The sequence below is a fragment of the Pandoraea norimbergensis genome, assembly GCF_001465545.3.
GTDB lineage: Bacteria > Pseudomonadota > Gammaproteobacteria > Burkholderiales > Burkholderiaceae > Pandoraea > Pandoraea norimbergensis.
Map to the genome: position 1 here is coordinate 861465 of NZ_CP013480.3, position 16448 is coordinate 877912.

Genomic DNA, 16448 nt, shown 5'->3' on the forward strand with positions numbered 1-16448 from the left:
CCCTTCGTCACTATACTTTGAGCCGATAGTGCGTGTCACCCGTTGCGAAGCGCCGGGCATAGTGCTGGCGTCGCTGGCGTCCGACATGTCACCTGAATGGAGACCCTCATGAGCAGTTTGTCGAAAACGGCCCTCTCGATCCTCGATCTGGTGCCGGTGCGCGCCGGTGGCACGGTGGCCGAAGCCCTCAAGCAATCCGCCGAACTGGCACAGCACGTAGAGCGGCTGGGATTCAACCGGTTCTGGCTGGCCGAGCATCACAACATGGACGGCATTGCCAGCTCGGCGACCGCGTTGCTGATCGGCCACGTCGCGGGCAAGACGTCGCGCATTCGCGTTGGCTCGGGCGGCATCATGCTGCCGAATCACCCGCCGATGGTCGTTGCAGAGAATTTCGGCACGCTCGCGGCCTTGTACCCCGGACGTATCGATCTCGGACTGGGACGCGCGCCCGGTGCCGATCAGGCCACCATGCGCGCGTTGCGTCGCGACCGCTTGTCCAATGGCGACGATTTCCCGGAGCAGGTGGCCGAGTTGCGCGCTCTGCTCGCACCCGCCCAACCGGGGCAGCGTCTCGTGGCGACGCCCGGTGCTGGCAGCGATATTCCCGTGTGGTTGCTGGGTTCGTCATTGTTCTCGGCACAACTCGCCGCGCATCTGGGGCTGCCGTATGCGTTTGCATCGCACTTTGCGCCGCGCTTCCTCTTTGACGCACTGCGGCTGTATCGCGAACTGTTCCGTCCGTCGGCCGTGCTCGACAAGCCTTACGTGATGATCGGGGCGCCGGTGATCGCGGCCCCGACGGATGAGGAGGCCGCGTTCCTTGCAACGTCTTCGCAGCAGAAGATTCTGGCGCTCATGCGAGGGCAGAGCCTGAAGCTGCAACCGCCGGTGAACGACATGGATCAACGTTGGGACCCCGCCGAGCAGCATTCGGTCGAGGCATTCCTCGGCGTGTCGGTGGTTGGTGGCCCCGAGCGTGTGAAGGCCGGGCTCTCGGAGCTTGTCGAGCGCACGCAGGCTGACGAACTCATGCTCGTGACCGATATCTACGATCCGGCGTTGCGCCTGCGGTCGTGCGACATCGTGGCGTCGGTCTGGAAGGATTGATGATAGGAGAGGCGTGATGCGGGCCATGGCGTCAGCGTTACGGGTGACGTCGCCTGTTCGCGCAACGAGGATCGGCGGACGCCGATCCTCGCGAATGGTTCAGCGGAAGCGCGCGATCGAGAACGGCGAGAGGTCCAGCAATGGACGCTCGCCGGCCACCAGCGCCGCGACGGCGCGACCGGTCGACGCAGCAGCCGTCAGGCCGACGTGGCCGTGGCCAAACGCGTAGAAGGCGTTTGGTACTTTCGATGCGGCACCGAGTACGGGCAATGAGTCCGGCGTGCTGGGCCGAAACCCTTGCCACCGCGCGCCATCGACCGATTGCGTCGACTTTTCACCGGTCACCGCCCCCGGAAACATCTTGTGCAACTGGCGCAGCAACAGATCGGCGCGACGCCAGTTCGGCGGCGCTTGCAGGCCGGCCAATTCGACCGTGCCGGCACCGCGCAGGCGCCCATTCATCGGCGTGGCAAACAGCTTGCCCTCCGCCCACATCACCGGGCGCGACGGCATTTCTACTGGCGCCGGGATCTCCACGTGATAGCCACGCTCGGTGTCGAACACGATGCCATCACCCAACTGCCGGACGAAGGGCGCGGACCACGCGCCTGCTGCGACGACGACAGCGCGCGCTTGCTCGCGGCCTGCTTCGGTGTGAACGGCAACGACCTGCGACCCGTTGGTCTCGATGGCCTTGGCCGCCGAGTCGACGATGCGCCCGCCGCGTGCGACGACTTGCGCGGTCAGCCGGGCGAGCAACGCTCCCGGGTCCGACGTGTGGCCCGTCTCGCTGATGTAGCGAGCCCCCACAAAGTCATTCGATAGCGTGGGTTCGAACTCGCGCAATGCGGCGGCGTTCAATGTCTCGATCTGTACGCCATTCTCGCGGCGCAATGTCATGCCGCCTTCATCGCCTTGCATGCCGCTTTCGCTTGAGTAGGCGATGAGATACCCGCGTCGCGTGACCAGATCGTTTGCGTTGGCGTCATCGAGCAGCGGTTGATAGGCGTCGAGCGCCGGACCGAGCAACGCACGCAATGCACGCGCTTGTGCTGCCACCCGCGCGGGTTGACTGGCCGCCACAAACCGCATCAGCCAGGGGACCATGCGCGGCAAGTACGACCAGCGCAATACCAGCGGGCCGTCAGGTTGCAGCAACCAGCCGGGCACCTGCCAGAGCACACCGGGCATGGCGATGGGGACGACGGAGGAACCGTTGATGCAGCCCGCATTGCCGAGCGAAGCTGCCTGACGTGCCGACTGTCGGTCGACAATCACGACGGGGAGGCCCGCTCGCTGGAGATAGGCGGCGGTGCACACGCCGACCAGGCCGCCGCCGATGACGACAACCGGACGCGAATCATTCATGAAGCAGTCCTGCGAAAGCACGAAAGCGGCTAGTGTACTGCGTCGGATACGCGTGTCCGACGCCCGTCAAAAATAGCGTCCGGACGCATACCTGCATGGCCGGACGCCGAGCGGACACCGAGCGGACGCCGAGGTCGATGCCTCAGATCATCTCCAGCGGCCGCTTGCGCGAGGGCGCTTCGAAATGATGGTTGAGCGCCGAGAGTTCTTCCGGACTGAGTTCGAGATCGTGGGCAGCGCGATTCGCGCGAACGTGGGCTTCCGAACTCGCTTTGGGAATGGCGATGACACCCGGTCGGTGCAACACCCACGCCAACGCGACCTGAAGCGGTGCCACGTTGTGTGCGCGTGCAATGTCACCGAGTACGCCGCTGGTCGGCAGGCGCCCCTGCTCGATCGGCGAATACGCCATCACCGGCAAGTCACGCTCGGCAAGCCACGGAATCAGGTCGTATTCCGGCACGCGCCGCGACAGGTTGTACAACACCTGATTCGTCACGCACTCGTCGCCGCCCGGCGTATCGAACAATTCCTCCATGTCGTCGGTGTCGAAATTGCTCACGCCCCAATGGCGAATCTTGCCGGCGTCGCGCAACGCTTCGAAACCTTCGATTGTTTCTTCGAGCGGTACCGTACCGCGCCAGTGCAGCAGATAGAGATCGAGGCGATCGGTGCCCAGCCGTTCGAGACTGCGCTCACAAGCCGCGATCACGCCGCGTCGCGAACCATTGTGCGGATAGACCTTGCTCACGAGAAAGACCTGATCGCGCAGGCCGTCGAGCGCTTCGCCGACCAGACGCTCGGTGGCGCCTTCGCCATACATCTCGGCGGTGTCGACCAGCGTCATGCCGAGCGAGACGCCGTGGCGCAGTGCCGCAATTTCCTCGCGGCGGCGCTCCGGCTTCTCACCCATCATCCAGGTGCCCTGGCCCAGCACGGGCACTGCCTCTCCGTTCTGAAAAGTGACCGTTCGCATGTCGTGTCCTCCATGGTTTTGATGGTCATTATCGACCCGGAGGTCGAGGCATGACCAGCGCAATGAGGGGTTCTCGCAACACTTTGCGGCGCCGTCCGAGTGTTTTGCTCGGATAACTCCGAAACACGATACGGAAAACACCGCTATTCCCTTCGGTCGCCATTTCTCTCGGATAGTTCACAGACTTTTGGCAGCGCTGTCGGGATACGCTTGCCTCACCGATGTGCACGGCAAATGTTGCTACGCAGCGAGACGGCTCGGGAGTGGCTTTGGCTGTGTGCGTCGGACCTGAAGCGGAAGCCGGGAAAGGCGCCGGTGATCGGGCCAGCGCCAAAAAAGAAAGCCCCGCGAGCGGGGCTTAAGGCCGGCCGAGTGGAAGCCGGCCAAGGAGGGTTATTCGGTGCGATTGCGCGGGTAGTTCTGTGTGTCCGGAAGTGAGAGCAATGCGGTTGCCCAGTCGCGAGGCGTATTTTCGGCATGGATGGCCCAATGGTGAGCAGGAGGATTCTTAATATCGAGGAGAAACTTGAAGTAACAATTGCGAGCTTTTCGCGTCACAGGTGCGAAGCGATAATGGTTTTTGCCGTTGTCATAAAAGGAGTCCCCCAAACATGGATAAGGCGATGAAGTCCGCTCCGTCCCGCCAATCAGTCGCCGCGCTCGCGCCGTTTGACCGCTATACGCCGCCTGCCATCTTTTTTCACTGGGCGATTGCCTTGCTGATCGTGGTGGCGTACGCCGCCGTGATTGCCAAGGGCTATCTGCCGCGTGGCAGTGCGCCCCGGGCGTTGTCGATGGTGATTCATGAATGGGCAGGGGTGACAGCGCTGCTGCTGGCCGTACCGCGCTTGCTGTGGCGCCTGATGAAGGGCGCGCCGCCCGCGCTACCCGATCAGGGTTGGCTGGTGCGAACGGGGTCGGCCGTTGTGCATCTTGCGCTCTACCTTTTCATGTTCGCGCAGCCGATTCTGGGATACCTGACGCTCAACGCAGGCGGACATGTGCTGACGATTCCGGGGCTGGATATCGCGCTGCCGCAATTCATCGGCAAAGACGTGGAGGTGCGCCGTTCGATCAAGGAGATTCACGAGACGATCGGCACCGCGTTCTACTGGGTGATCGGCCTGCATGCACTGGCGGCGTTGTGGCATCACTACTTCCGCCGTGACAACACCCTGCGGCGCATGCTCTGAATCAGCGCGCGCCGCAGGGGCCAGGCGTCAGAAGATCAGAACATCAGAACGTGAAGCGAACGCCGGCGAAGACGCTTCGCCCGTCGCCCGGGTAGAACACGGCGGTGTTGGCCGTGCGCGCATCGGTCACGGTGCTGAAGTCGGACACGTAGCGCTTGTCGGTCAGATTGCGGGCGTCGACATAGAACGTGACGCCGCGTTGCACGAGGTACGACGCCTGCAAACCGATCAGCGTGTAGCCCGGCACTCGCATCGTATTCGCGTAATCGACCCACGCACCGGTCGGCACCCAGTCGAGTGACGCAGCAATCTGGAAGCGATTGGTCAGCGCATAACCTAACGTCGTGCGCAACACGTTGGTCGGCACACCGGCGATGTGATTGTTGCCGTACTGCGGGTCGTTGCGGAAGCGGAAGTCGCTGTAGTTCCAGATCTGCGACAGCGTGATGCGATCGCCGGTCGCGACGACGTCCTTGAACAGATCGAACGACGCGCCGACTTCCAGCCCTTGCAGCACCGTCTTGTTCGCGTTGAACGTCGAGGCGGGAATGTCGGGCGACGTCGTGTATTGCAGCAGTTGATCGCGCACCAGCGAGCGGTAGGCAGTGACGTCCCACGCAACGCCGCCGAGCTTGCCGCGCGTACCGGCTTCCACCGTCCACGCATGCTGCGCCGCCAGCGGCACGAAGCGTGAAGTCGCGCCGAAGGTCTGCGACAGGTCAGTGAAGTCGGGCACGTCGGCACTGCGCGTGATGTCAATGAACGCCTGCACATCCTTGCGCGGCTCCCACAGCAGACCGATCTTCGGATTCACGCCCGAGTAGGCGGCGCTCGTCGAGCGGTAGTTGGGATCACCGGGAAGGCCGCCGTAGTCGACATATTGCCGCACGTCGCGATACGCCTTGGCACCGATCATCAGGCCGACCGTCGGCAGGAAGAACAGGCGGTTCTCGAAGTACGCCTCGTAGTTGTACGCGCTCTGCCGTGAGTGGAGCGTTTGCGCGCCCCGATTGCCGTTCACGTTGACGTACTGATCGGCCTGCGTGTTGCCACCGAAGAAGCGGGCGCCGACGATCAGGTCGTTGCGCATGCCGGCGAGCGTGAGGTTAGCGGTATAGCGCGGTGCGATGCCATACGTCCAGCCGTCCTGATCCAGCGCCTGGAAGATCGGGTGGTACAGGCTCTTGTGAATCACCCACGAGGCGATGTCGAGTTGACCAACGTCGAGACGGATGGTCGTCAGGTTGCCGATCCGCTCGGTGCGCGTGTTGCGGGCCTGATCGCCCGAGACGGCCGATGCTGCGGCCTTGGTCGGGTTGTTCAGCGCGTCGAACAACGAGAGCGTGCCCGGCAGTTTCTGATCGACGATATAGGCACCGAAGAAGAAACGCGTTTCAACGCGCGGCGAGAACTTGTAGCCGATGTTGGCGTTGAACTGGGCATAGGTGCCCTTGTCGTGATCGCGATACCCGTCGGCACGGTTGACGGTAATGGTTGCGAGCGCATCGAGCGGCCCGAAGATGCGCGACATCTGGCCGCTGGCGCGCACGTTGCCGAAGCTGCCGCCATCGATGCGGAACTGGTTCGGCGCCTCGGCGGTATAGGCGGTAGGCGTGACGAAGTTCAGCGCGCCGCCGAGTGTGGTGGCGCCGTAGGCGAGGCCGTTGCCGCCCTTGTAGATCTCGGTCGAGCGCAGGCCCAGCGGGTCGATCTGGTAGTAGTCGCCGCTGCCGTCGGCGAGATTCGTCGGAATGCCGTCTTGCAAGATGTCGAGACCGCGCACATGGTAGCCACGCGCGATGCCCGAACCGCGAATCGACAGGCGCAGTTCCTGCCCGTAACGGCTTTGCACGTAGACGCCGGGGGTGTCTTTGAGCACGTCGCGCAGATTGAACGCGTAGGTGTTCTGGTATGAGTCGGCGTCGACGAAGGCGACCGAGCCCGCCGTCTGGAACAGGTTGGCCTTTTGTTCTTCGACGCTGGGGGACGTCAGCGATTCGGCGGGCGCATTGACCGTGGTTGTCGGCAGCGTGGCGACCGGCGCGCCGGACGTCTGGGCGAGTGCGTTGCCGCCCAGCGAGGCGAGGGCGAGCGCGATGGCCGTTTGCAACGGCTTCTGTGTGATGGGACGTAGCATGAGTGTCTCTCTGGCGACGGGTAAGCCGTCGCTCAATGATCAGGATTGCCGTGTGCCATGACGTAGGTCATGCATGTCGCGCACGAGTGCCGGCAGCTCGCGCAAGCAGCGCAGCGCGAGTGACGACGATCCTGCGCACCTTCACGTAACGAGTGAAAAGGGCGCGACGGATCGAGCGTCGTTGCCGGGGCACGACGTGTGACGACAGCAGTACGTCGACGACGATACGGCGGAAGCGGTCTGTCGCAAATCACCACTGACCGGCGGCAAGCCAGTGAGCGGGAAGACGACGTGATCAAAGGGTCAGAGAGGGTGGCGCGCGCGCCAGTGCTGCGGAGAAACGGGCGCGCGGATAGAACGGCACCAGCACGCGGGGGGCGTCGGCGATGCCTGTCGGCGCGGCAGTGGGGAGGGTGATGAAATCGGTGGTGACGAGCGTCTGGTGCGACCAGAGCGAGCAGTAGCCGCACTTTTCCCAGTGTTCGGCAGACGCCAGCGAGTGGTCCGGGCCGTCATGTGCACTGTGAAGTTGGGTCGCGTCGCCCGTCGCAGGCGGTGCCTGGGCGTCGTCGTGGCCAGAATGGCCATCGTGCACCGCAGCGCGCTGCGCGTCGGCGCGCGGGGTGCTGTTTGTCCCCAGCGCAGCCTGCGTGCCCTGTACCGTGCAGTAGACCGCGAACGGGTCCTTCTGCATGGCCGCACGCCATTGCGCGATCGCCGGCATGAGCGCTGCCAGCAGGATCGCCAGTAAGGCGATCCCGATGGCGACGCGATGCTGACGGAGCTTGCGCATGTCTGGGCCGAAGTTACGTAAAGTGTACGTTCAGGGAACCAGGCATTGTAGGGGCTGTCGTCACGGCACGTAAATGTTTTGCGTTCTCATGTAGGGAGGACGCGACAATTTGACGCATCGCCTCTCCCGGGGCTGCCAGCGCGAGGAGATTGCACGTTAACCGGCCCAAAAAAGAGGTGCCGCCTGCCCCCCGGCAGAAGCGGCACCCCACACCGGAAACCGGTCTCCTCATTCGTACGTCATTCGTCCAGCAGCGGTCCGGCAGCGCGTCAGAACTTCACGCCGACACCCACGCCGACGATGAGCGGATCGATGTGCAGCGTGCCGAGATCGGTGCCGGCCAGCGACGTATCGGTCTTCATCCAGATCTTCTTGATGTCGATGTTGAAGAACATGTTCTTCGTCATCTGAATATCCACGCCCGCTTGCAGGGCCGGGCCGACGCTATGGTTCTTGATCGAGATCGGTGTGCCGCCCGCGTTCAGGCTGCTGTTCCAGAAGCGCGTGTAGTTGATGCCGGCGCCGACATACGGGCGCACTTTGCCCGCGTGGTTGAAGTGGTATTGCAGCAGCAGCGTCGGCGGCAGCACGTTCACGCCGCCCAGATGGCCGAGGTTCGACGTGAGTTGGTGGCGCGACATGCCGAGAATCAGTTCGACCCCGACGTTGTCGAGAATCATGTACGTGAAGTCGAGCTCCGGCACGATGGCGTTGTTCACCGTGACGCCCAGCGTGGGCAGCACGCTGCCACTGGCATGCGAGTCCGGCAGGATGCCGATGGCGCGCACGCGCGCGAGGATGTCGCCGGCGTAGATGCCTTGCGAGCTGTCCTTGATGAAACCGAACGTCTTCGGCTGTGCGGCACCTGTGGTGGTGCTGGTGGTGTCGGTAGCCTGTGCCGTAGCGCTTGCGCTGAAGAACGCGGCACCGGCAACAACTGCGGCGGCGATGGCCGTGGTGCCGAGGGAGTGCTTCATGATGATTTCCAAAGTCGTGAGTGAGCACGACCGATGGTAGAAGCGCCTCCCTGCGGGGAACTTGACGCGCATCAAGCGCGCGAAAACCCTTCATGGCAGTGCGACAAACTGTCGCGCATTCGTGTGCGGTCAGTCGCGCGGCTGCAACATCGCCGTGAGCGATTGCACCGCTCGTGCGTCTCTTCGCCACTCGGCAACCGCGCCGTTCAAGCCCGCGAATGCCGGCCATCCTCCCTGTTTTGGTAGGATGCGGACTTTGCCACGCGTTCCCCCATCGTGAAGCGCCTGATTTCGTCGCTGTTGCATGCCATCGCCCAAGCGGGCCGGCATGGTATTCGTCTGCTGCAACCGCTGCTGCAACGCCTGCAACCGTTCGCTGCCCGCGCTTGGCACCATCTGCGCCACCCCACGCGTCGCGGCGTGCTGATCGCCGTTGCGGCGGTCCCGGCGCTGTTCGTCGCCTACACGCTGATCCTGATTCCGTTCACGCCCGGTATCCGCGACATTCGCCGTGCAAAGGTCGACCAGCCCGCGCAAGTGCTGTCCGCAGACGGGAAGCTGCTCGCCGAGTTCCGGCCGTCCAATCGGGAATGGGTCGCGCTCAAGGATGTGTCGCCCAATGTGATCAAGGCGTTGGTCTCGACCGAAGACCACCGCTTCTACGAACACCACGGTATCGACCTGAAGCGTACGGCGTCGGCGGCGCTGCATACGTTCTCGGGCGACCGGCAGGGCGGCTCCACCCTCACGCAGCAGCTTGCCCGCAATCTGTATCCGGATGCGATCGGCCGCGCGCCCACGCTGACACGCAAGCTCAAGGAAGCCATCACTGCGCTCAAGATCGAGGCGCTGTATACCAAGCCTGAGATTCTCGAGACGTATCTGAACACCGTGCCGTTCCTGTACAACGCGTACGGCATCGAGATGGCGGCGCGCACGTATTTCGACAAGTCGGCCGATCAACTGGATGTGGTCGAAGCGGCCACGCTCGTCGGCATGCTCAAGGGCAACAGCTATTACAACCCGGTGATCAATCCCGAGCGCGCGCTGCAACGTCGCAACACCGTGCTCGCGCAGATGGTGAAGTACGGCGACCTCGATGCGTCGAAGCTGGCGGCATTGCAGAAGCGCCCGCTGCGGATCAACTTCGAGCGACAGACGGAAGAGCCGGGGCCGGCGCCGCATTTCGCGCAGCAATTGCGCAAGTGGCTGATCGGCTGGGCGGATCGCAACGACTACAACATTTATTCCGACGGGCTGGTGGTGCACACCACCATTGACTCACGGCTTCAGACGATGGCCACGCAGGCACTGACGCGTCAGGCCAATCAGTTGCAGGGCATCGCGGACGCGAACTGGTCGGCACGCGGCGGCTGGCGCGACAGCACGGCGCTGGTGCAGTCGTTCGTGCGCGAGTCTGCCGAGTATCGCAACGCGGTGGCCGGTGGCGAAGCGCCCGAGGCCGCCATGAAGCGCCTGCTCGCCGACAAGACCTTCATGCAGAACCTGCGCGCGACCAAGACGCGCGTGCAGGCAGGCTTCCTCGCCATCGACCCGCGCTCGGGCTCGATTCGCGCATGGGTGGGCAGCCGCGACTTCACGATCGATCCTTTTGACCACGTGCAGCAGGCGCGTCGTCAACCGGGCTCGACGTTCAAACCTTTTGTGTACGGCGCGGCGTTCATCAAGGGCGCGAAGCCGGAGGACACCATCGTCGATCAGACGGTGGAAATTCCGCTGGCTGGCGGCGAAATCTGGCGTCCGAGCGACGATACCGCGCCGACGAACAAACCGATGGCATTGCGCGACGCGCTCGCGCAATCGCGCAACACCGTGACGGCGCAATTGATGCAGGAAGTCGGGCCGTCGCGCGTGGTCGGGCTGGCCCGTGCAATGGGCGTGCGTGAAAGCAAGCTCGATCCGGTGCCGTCGCTGGCGCTGGGCACGAGCCCGGTGTCGCTCAAGGAGATGGTGGTCTCCTACGGCACGATTGCCGATGGCGGTGAGTATCGCGAGCCGACCATGGTCACCGAGATCACCAATAGCGAAGGCGACGTGCTGGCTACCTTCTCTCCGGCGCGCCCCGAACGCGCGCTCTCCGAAGCCGACGACTACACGCTGCTAGACACCATGCGCGGTGTGATCAATCGCGGCACCGGGAATGCCATCCGCACGCGATTTGGCATTCGCGCGGACGTGGCGGGCAAGACCGGCACGACGCAAGACAACGCCGACGGCTGGTTCATCCTCATGCAGCCGCAGTTGGTGGCTGGGGCGTGGGTGGGCTTCAACGACAGCCGCATCACGTTGCGCAGCGACTACTGGGGGCAGGGTGCCCACAGTGCGCTGCCGATCGTGGGCGATGTGGTCTCGCGTGCGCTGCGCGCGAAGCTCATCGATCCGAACGCCCGCTTCGAAGCGCCGGACAATCATCACTGGTACAGCGACTGGTGGACAAGTGCGAGCGATTGGGTGACGGGGTTGTTCGCGAAGAAAGCGGCACCGGAGCCTAAGCCGAAAGCGCCAGTGAAGCGTCAGGCGGCGCCTGCCCCGGCGCCGTCCCCATCGGCACCCAGCGCGGCCAGTACAACCATCGACAGCGGCCCGCTGCCGGTGCCCGTGGCCTCGGCGGTGCTGGCACAGCCGGACGCCGCATCGGCTGCCATTGCACCGCGCAGCACGACGATCCCCGGTGTACCGGGCGAATGGGATGGCCCGGGCGCGACCTCGGGCGTTGCGCCGCCGACGTCGGTTCCGGTCATTCCGCAAACGCCGTCCGGCTCTGCGCCCGCCTCGGCCCAGTAAGAGGTTCAGTACGGGGCTCAGTACGGGGCTCGGTAGTGCGCCCAGTAGCGCGCCCAGTAGCGCGCTCAATACGGGGCTCAGTAATGGACTCGACAAGGCCACCGGGCTTGCTGCCCGGCCGGCCGAAATTGCCATAACAGTTATGCCAGATTCTCATGACTGCCACGTCATGGCATGCGCTATATTCATAACGATATAACGGGGATGAAACGAGCCTCCCCGGCCACATCGGGGGAGGACGTCAGCCATGTTTATCCGGCAGTTGAGTTATCTCGTCGCGCTTTCGCAAGCGCAGCATTTCCGTCGCGCGGCCGAATTGTGCAACGTGTCTCAGCCCACGTTGTCGGGCGCCATCCGCAGCATTGAAGAGGAGTTCGGCCTGCCCATCGTGCGGCGTGGCCGCCGCTTCGAAGGCTTCACGCCCGAAGGCGAGCGTGTGCTGGCTTGGGCGCGTCAGGTGCTGGCCGACTGTGAGGGGTTGCGGCAGGAGGCCAGTGCGAGCCGTCGCGAGGTGGCGGGTTGCCTGCGTATCGGTGCCATTCCCACGGCGTTGCCGCTCGTGCCGCTGCTCACCGATGCGTGCTTGCGGGAATTCCCCGGCATGCGCCATGAGGTCTACACGCTATCGGCAACGCAGGCGCTGCGTCAGCTCGCCGAACTCGATCTCGATGTCGGCCTCAGTTATCTCGACGATCCGCGATTGCGCGAGTTCGAGACCATTCCGCTGTTTCGCGAGCGCTATGTGTTGATCGCGCGCGATGAGACGGCGCTGGCAGGCCGTACGACGCTCTCATGGCATGAAGCCGCGAAACTGCCGCTTTGTCTGCTCACCAGCAATATGCAGTGCCGTCAGGGCATCGATGCGGCGCTGGCGCGCGCCGGGACATCGGCGTCGCCACGTGTCGAAACGGATTCGCTGATGGCGCTCTACGCCCATGTGCGTTGCGCCGGGTTGTACAGCATCGTGCCGCACAGCGTGTTGTGTCTGGCAGAGATGCGCGACGAATTGCACGCGGTGCCATTGCAGCCTGCGCTGCATCGCGAGATCGGTTTGATTCTGCGTGAGCGTCAGCCGCGCCCACCGCTGCTGGACGCGGCCATTACCGCGTTCCGCTCGGTGGATCTGCAATCGCGGCTCGATGCGTTGTTGCCCGCGCCAGCGCTTGTATAGCTATACGGCAACGTCAGCCCGCTGATGCGTCGAGCGTGAAGACGGTGCGAACCGGGCTATCGACCAGCGCCCAATGCTGACCCAGTTCGGCCAACGGAATCGCCGCTGTGGGAATCCGCAATCCAGCCGGGCGTGCCGCATGTAGCACTTCCTTCACGGCGTGCAACAGCCGTGGCAACGGCACGCTGCCGATACCACTGCCCATCAACGTGATCGCGCTGGCACGCAGCACGGCACCCGGCAACACGACGTCGTTACCGCCGACCGACCCAATCTGTACGAAGCGGACCGGTTGCCCCTCCGGCGAATGTTTGGCGGCGGCGATCAACAACGCCCGTGCGCTGGCACCCCACAGATAATCGAGCACGACGTCCACGCCTTGCGCGAAATGCGGCGCGAACGTATGACTCAAGCCGTCGTCGTCTTTCGCATCGTCGTCCTGAATCAGCGAAATCGTGATGTCGGCACCCGCTTGTTTGAGCGCGGCCAACGCGACCGGATTGCGCCCCGTCGCGATGATCTTCCCCGCGCCGAGATACCGGGCGATGCGCACCGCCAACTGGCCCGACGCGCCGGTCGCGCCGTTGATCAGCACCGTCTCGCCCGCGACGAACTTCGCACGCTCGGTGAGCGCGGCCCACGACGACATGCCGGGAATGGCGATGGCTGCTGCGGTCACGTCGTCCAGATCGTCGGGCAGTGCAATGCACTGCGACGCGCGGGCGAGGCTGCGTTCGGCCATGGCACCGTACGGCGCCGGTGGCCCGAAGAAGTACACCCGCTGGCCATCTTCGAGACGTCCTGTGCCATCGACGCCAGCGACAAACGGATAGCCGCCCGACGACGAGTAATGCGCACCGGCGGCGCGCGAGCGCGTGACACGGCTCAGTGCGGCGGCGCTGACGTCGATCAGGTGATGGTCGGGCAACGCCTGCGGTGCGCCGAAATCCGCGTAGACGGGCGGGTGACCGGTTTCTTTGACGACAGCGGCTTTCATGGCAGTTCCTTCATGGTGACGGAGGGGGATAACGGCCTCAGTCTAGGCGTGCAGACAAGACCCGACTCCGGTATAAATGTCATTCGATACGGAGTTTCGGCCATGCCCGCCGCTATGCCCGCCCCCATCCCCATTGTTCGCCCGGATCTGCTGACCTCACCTGCCGCGCCATTTCTGGCGGCCGGGGAATTGACGCAGCCGGAGGCGCGCGAGAAGTCGCCGCATCGACACGCACACGGGCAACTGATGGGTGCGCTCACCGGGCTGGTCTCGGTGGGGCTCGACAAGCACCAGTGGGTTGTCCCGGCGATTCACGCGATCTGGATTCCGCCGCACTACGTGCATTCGGTACGCTCTCACGGGCCGTTCTCGGGATGGAGTGTTTTCATTCGGGAGGCGCGCTGTGGTGAACTACCGCCAGAGCCCCGCGCCATCCGCACGTCTGCGCTGCTGCGAGAAGCGGTACGGCGCGCGGCGACATGGTCCGGCACATTGACGGACGATGGGCTCGACGCCGCACAGACTCGCATCGCGGAAGTGATTGTCGATGAGGTGAGAGTGGCGTCACCGGCATCGCTCGGGCTGCCGTTGCCCGAAGACCCGAGACTCGTGCGCATCACCGATGCACTGGCGGCCGACCTGTCGGATGCCCGGCGGCTGGAGGAATGGGCGGCGTGGGCTGGCTTAGCGCCGCGTACGCTGAGCCGGCATTTCATGGCGCAGACGGGCATGACGTTCGCGCAGTGGCGCCAGCAAGCGCGACTGCTGCGTGCGCTCGAACAACTCGCAGCGGGCGTGTCAGTCACGACGATTGCGCTCGATCTCGGCTACGAGAACGTCAGTGCATTCATCGACATGTTCCGCCGCGCGATGGGGACGACGCCGGGTCGGTATGCGAGCGACGAGCGTCTACAATCCAGCCCATGACACTTCATATTCGCAACGAAACGCCCGCCGACGTGACGGCCATCGAAGCGCTGACGACGGCAGCGTTTCTCAACGCACCGCATACCGATCACACCGAGCAGTTCATCGTCAACGCGCTGCGTCGTGCGCAGCAACTGTCGGTATCGCTGGTTGCGCAAGAAGACGGCGTCATCGTGGGGCACGTGGCCGTGTCGCCGGTGACGATCTCCGACGGCAGCGCGCGCTGGTACGGTCTGGGGCCGATTTCAGTGGCACCTGACCGGCAAGGTCAAGGTATCGGCAGCCGCTTGATGCACGCGGCACTCGACGCATTGCGGCAACTCGGCGCGGTCGGTTGCGTCGTGCTTGGCGATCCGCTGTACTACGGGCGCTTCGGCTTTGCTGCCAACCCTGGCGTGATCCTGCCAGACGTGCCGCCCGAGTATTTCCAGACGGTATCGTTCGACGGTTCGACGCCATCGGGCACCGTGCGCTATCACGACGCGTTCAACGCCACATCGTGACCCCATGACGGCTGCAAGATAGCCGCAAGATAGCCGCGCTCGCCAGTTCCCGCAGTTTCCCCTGAGTTTGATAGGCCGGACCGATCAACCGATCGGTCGGAACGATTTTCCATCGATGCGTCCTGCACCGATCATTGGCCTCAATGCAGCGACGACACCCAACGTTGGTTACGTCGCCTAAGCAGACAACAACCTCAGGAGCGAGACATCATGGCCAAGATTGTGTGTGTACTGTACGACGATCCCGTCACCGGATATCCCAAGACCTACGCCCGCGACGATCTGCCGAAGATCGAATGCTATCCGGACGGTCAGACCCTGCCGACGCCCAAGGGCATCGACTTCCAGCCGGGCGCTTTGCTCGGCAGCGTGTCGGGCGAACTGGGCCTGCGCAAGTATCTCGAATCGAATGGTCACCAACTGGTGGTGACGTCGAGCAAAGACGGCGACAACAGCGTGCTCGACCGTGAACTGGCCGATGCGGAAATCGTGATCTCGCAGCCGTTCTGGCCCGCGTACATGACCGCCGAGCGCATCAAGCGCGCCAAGAAACTCAAGATGATCGTGACGGCCGGCATCGGCTCGGACCACACCGATCTGCAAGCCGCCATGGAACACGGCATCACGGTCGCGGAAGTGACCTACTGCAACAGCAACAGCGTTGCCGAGCACGTGCTGATGACCACGCTAGCACTCGTGCGCAACTATCTCCCGTCGTATCAGTGGGTGCTCAAGGGCGGCTGGAACATCGCCGATTGCGTCGAGCGTTCGTACGATCTGGAAGGCATGCACGTGGGGACGGTGGCCGCGGGCCGTATTGGGCTGCGCGTACTGCGCCTGATGAAGCCGTTCGGCACGCATCTGCACTATCTCGACCGTCACCGTCTGCCGGAATCGGTTGAGAAGGAACTGAACCTCACGCACCACACGAGTCTGGAAAGCCTCGCGAAGGCATGCGACGTCGTGACGCTGAACTGCCCGCTGCACCCGGAAACGGAACACATGATCAACGCCGACAGCCTGAAGCACTTCAAGCGCGGCGCGTACCTGATCAACACCGCACGCGGCAAGCTGTGCGACCGCGACGCTGTGGCCGCCGCGCTGGAAAGCGGCCAACTCGCGGGCTACGGCGGCGACGTGTGGTTCCCGCAACCGGCGCCGGCCGATCACCCGTGGCGCCACATGCCGCACCACGGCATGACGCCGCACATCTCGGGTACGAGCTTGTCGGCACAAACGCGCTACGCCGCAGGCACGCGTGAAATTCTGGAGTGCTATTTCGAGAACCGTCCGATCCGCAACGAGTACCTGATCGTGCAGGGCGGCAAGCTCGCCGGTGTCGGTGCGCACTCGTACAGCGCAGGCAACGCCACGGGCGGCTCGGAAGAGGCGGCTCGCTTCAAGAAGTCGGCGTAATCCTTCATCGCTTCCTGTAGTTCCTGCTGTTCCGCTGTTCCGCAGTACCCGCCGGGTCGTCGGTCGACGTCCGGC

13 protein-coding genes are annotated in these 16448 nt (G+C 64.0%); 7 read left to right on the forward strand and 6 right to left on the reverse strand.

From position 1 onward, the window contains the following. Nucleotides 1-108: 108 nt before the first annotated feature. Nucleotides 109-1110 (forward strand): LLM class flavin-dependent oxidoreductase, encoded by a 1002-nt coding sequence (locus tag AT302_RS03905; protein WP_058377303.1) that lies wholly within the window; start codon nucleotides 109-111, stop codon nucleotides 1108-1110. A gap of 99 nt (nucleotides 1111-1209) precedes the next feature. On the opposite strand, the gene AT302_RS03910 is transcribed toward AT302_RS03905, so the two are convergent. Further along, on the reverse strand, nucleotides 1210-2478 hold the full coding sequence (locus AT302_RS03910) for an NAD(P)/FAD-dependent oxidoreductase (RefSeq protein WP_058377304.1): 1269 nt from the start codon (nucleotides 2476-2478) through the stop codon (nucleotides 1210-1212). Between the two features lie 142 nt (nucleotides 2479-2620). Next, the gene (locus AT302_RS03915) at nucleotides 2621-3454 is read right to left on the reverse strand and encodes an aldo/keto reductase (protein WP_058377305.1); all 834 of its coding nucleotides are present in this window, start codon (nucleotides 3452-3454) and stop codon (nucleotides 2621-2623) included. A gap of 623 nt (nucleotides 3455-4077) precedes the next feature. Between AT302_RS03915 and AT302_RS03920 the strand changes: the two genes are divergently transcribed. Next, nucleotides 4078-4647 carry a cytochrome b gene (locus tag AT302_RS03920; protein WP_064675174.1) on the forward strand — a complete coding sequence of 190 codons (570 nt, stop codon included), beginning with the start codon at nucleotides 4078-4080 and terminating at the stop codon, nucleotides 4645-4647. A gap of 43 nt (nucleotides 4648-4690) precedes the next feature. Here the strand turns inward: AT302_RS03920 and AT302_RS03925 are convergent, their stop codons facing one another. The 3 genes from AT302_RS03925 to AT302_RS03935 form a co-directional block, all read right to left on the reverse strand. Next, nucleotides 4691-6784, reverse strand: coding sequence for a TonB-dependent receptor family protein (locus AT302_RS03925; protein WP_058377307.1), 2094 nt, complete (start codon nucleotides 6782-6784; stop codon nucleotides 4691-4693). 295 nt (nucleotides 6785-7079) lie between these two features. Next, nucleotides 7080-7577 (reverse strand): DUF2946 family protein, encoded by a 498-nt coding sequence (locus AT302_RS03930; protein WP_058377308.1) that lies wholly within the window; start codon nucleotides 7575-7577, stop codon nucleotides 7080-7082. Nucleotides 7578-7846: 269 nt separating this feature from the next. After that, nucleotides 7847-8554: an OmpW/AlkL family protein gene (locus AT302_RS03935; RefSeq protein WP_058377309.1), complete on the reverse strand. Its 708-nt coding sequence runs from the start codon at nucleotides 8552-8554 to the stop codon at nucleotides 7847-7849. Between the two features lie 273 nt (nucleotides 8555-8827). Here AT302_RS03935 and AT302_RS03940 point away from each other — a divergent pair, with 273 nt between their 5' ends. Beyond that, nucleotides 8828-11359 carry a penicillin-binding protein 1A gene (locus tag AT302_RS03940; RefSeq protein WP_407668840.1) on the forward strand — a complete coding sequence of 844 codons (2532 nt, stop codon included), beginning with the start codon at nucleotides 8828-8830 and terminating at the stop codon, nucleotides 11357-11359. Nucleotides 11360-11606: 247 nt separating this feature from the next. Beyond that, nucleotides 11607-12530 carry a LysR family transcriptional regulator gene (locus AT302_RS03945; RefSeq protein WP_058377310.1) on the forward strand — a complete coding sequence of 308 codons (924 nt, stop codon included), beginning with the start codon at nucleotides 11607-11609 and terminating at the stop codon, nucleotides 12528-12530. Between the two features lie 13 nt (nucleotides 12531-12543). On the opposite strand, the gene AT302_RS03950 is transcribed toward AT302_RS03945, so the two are convergent. Continuing rightward, nucleotides 12544-13527 (reverse strand): quinone oxidoreductase family protein, encoded by a 984-nt coding sequence (locus AT302_RS03950; protein WP_058377311.1) that lies wholly within the window; start codon nucleotides 13525-13527, stop codon nucleotides 12544-12546. Between the two features lie 102 nt (nucleotides 13528-13629). Here AT302_RS03950 and AT302_RS03955 point away from each other — a divergent pair, with 102 nt between their 5' ends. The 3 genes from AT302_RS03955 to AT302_RS03965 all read left to right on the forward strand — a co-directional run bounded on the left by AT302_RS03955 (nucleotide 13630) and on the right by AT302_RS03965 (nucleotide 16373). After that, entirely contained in the window at nucleotides 13630-14454 is an 825-nt protein-coding gene (locus AT302_RS03955) for an AraC family transcriptional regulator (protein ID WP_407668821.1), read from the forward strand. Beyond that, a complete protein-coding gene (locus AT302_RS03960) occupies nucleotides 14451-14957 on the forward strand; it encodes a GNAT family N-acetyltransferase (protein ID WP_058377312.1) in 507 nt (168 codons plus the stop codon). Before AT302_RS03955 ends, AT302_RS03960 begins: the two co-directional genes overlap by 4 nt. A 210-nt stretch (nucleotides 14958-15167) precedes the next feature. After that, nucleotides 15168-16373 (forward strand): NAD-dependent formate dehydrogenase, encoded by a 1206-nt coding sequence (locus tag AT302_RS03965; RefSeq protein WP_058377313.1) that lies wholly within the window; start codon nucleotides 15168-15170, stop codon nucleotides 16371-16373. Nucleotides 16374-16448 lie beyond the last annotated feature (75 nt).

What these genes read in the sequence shown, in the direction of transcription:
- AT302_RS03910 (WP_058377304.1), bottom strand. Translation starts at nt 2,478, where the DNA reads ATGAATGATTCGCGTCCGGTTGTCGTCATCGGCGGCGGCCTGGTCGGC.
- AT302_RS03950 (WP_058377311.1), bottom strand. Translation starts at nt 13,527, where the DNA reads ATGAAAGCCGCTGTCGTCAAAGAAACCGGTCACCCGCCCGTCTACGCG.
- AT302_RS03955 (WP_407668821.1), top strand. Translation starts at nt 13,630, where the DNA reads ATGCCCGCCGCTATGCCCGCCCCCATCCCCATTGTTCGCCCGGATCTG.
- AT302_RS03905 (WP_058377303.1), top strand. Translation starts at nt 109, where the DNA reads ATGAGCAGTTTGTCGAAAACGGCCCTCTCGATCCTCGATCTGGTGCCG.
- AT302_RS03925 (WP_058377307.1), bottom strand. Translation starts at nt 6,784, where the DNA reads ATGCTACGTCCCATCACACAGAAGCCGTTGCAAACGGCCATCGCGCTC.
- AT302_RS03945 (WP_058377310.1), top strand. Translation starts at nt 11,607, where the DNA reads ATGTTTATCCGGCAGTTGAGTTATCTCGTCGCGCTTTCGCAAGCGCAG.
- AT302_RS03935 (WP_058377309.1), bottom strand. Translation starts at nt 8,554, where the DNA reads ATGAAGCACTCCCTCGGCACCACGGCCATCGCCGCCGCAGTTGTTGCC.
- AT302_RS03965 (WP_058377313.1), top strand. Translation starts at nt 15,168, where the DNA reads ATGGCCAAGATTGTGTGTGTACTGTACGACGATCCCGTCACCGGATAT.
- AT302_RS03930 (WP_058377308.1), bottom strand. Translation starts at nt 7,577, where the DNA reads ATGCGCAAGCTCCGTCAGCATCGCGTCGCCATCGGGATCGCCTTACTG.
- AT302_RS03915 (WP_058377305.1), bottom strand. Translation starts at nt 3,454, where the DNA reads ATGCGAACGGTCACTTTTCAGAACGGAGAGGCAGTGCCCGTGCTGGGC.
- AT302_RS03960 (WP_058377312.1), top strand. Translation starts at nt 14,451, where the DNA reads ATGACACTTCATATTCGCAACGAAACGCCCGCCGACGTGACGGCCATC.
- AT302_RS03920 (WP_064675174.1), top strand. Translation starts at nt 4,078, where the DNA reads ATGAAGTCCGCTCCGTCCCGCCAATCAGTCGCCGCGCTCGCGCCGTTT.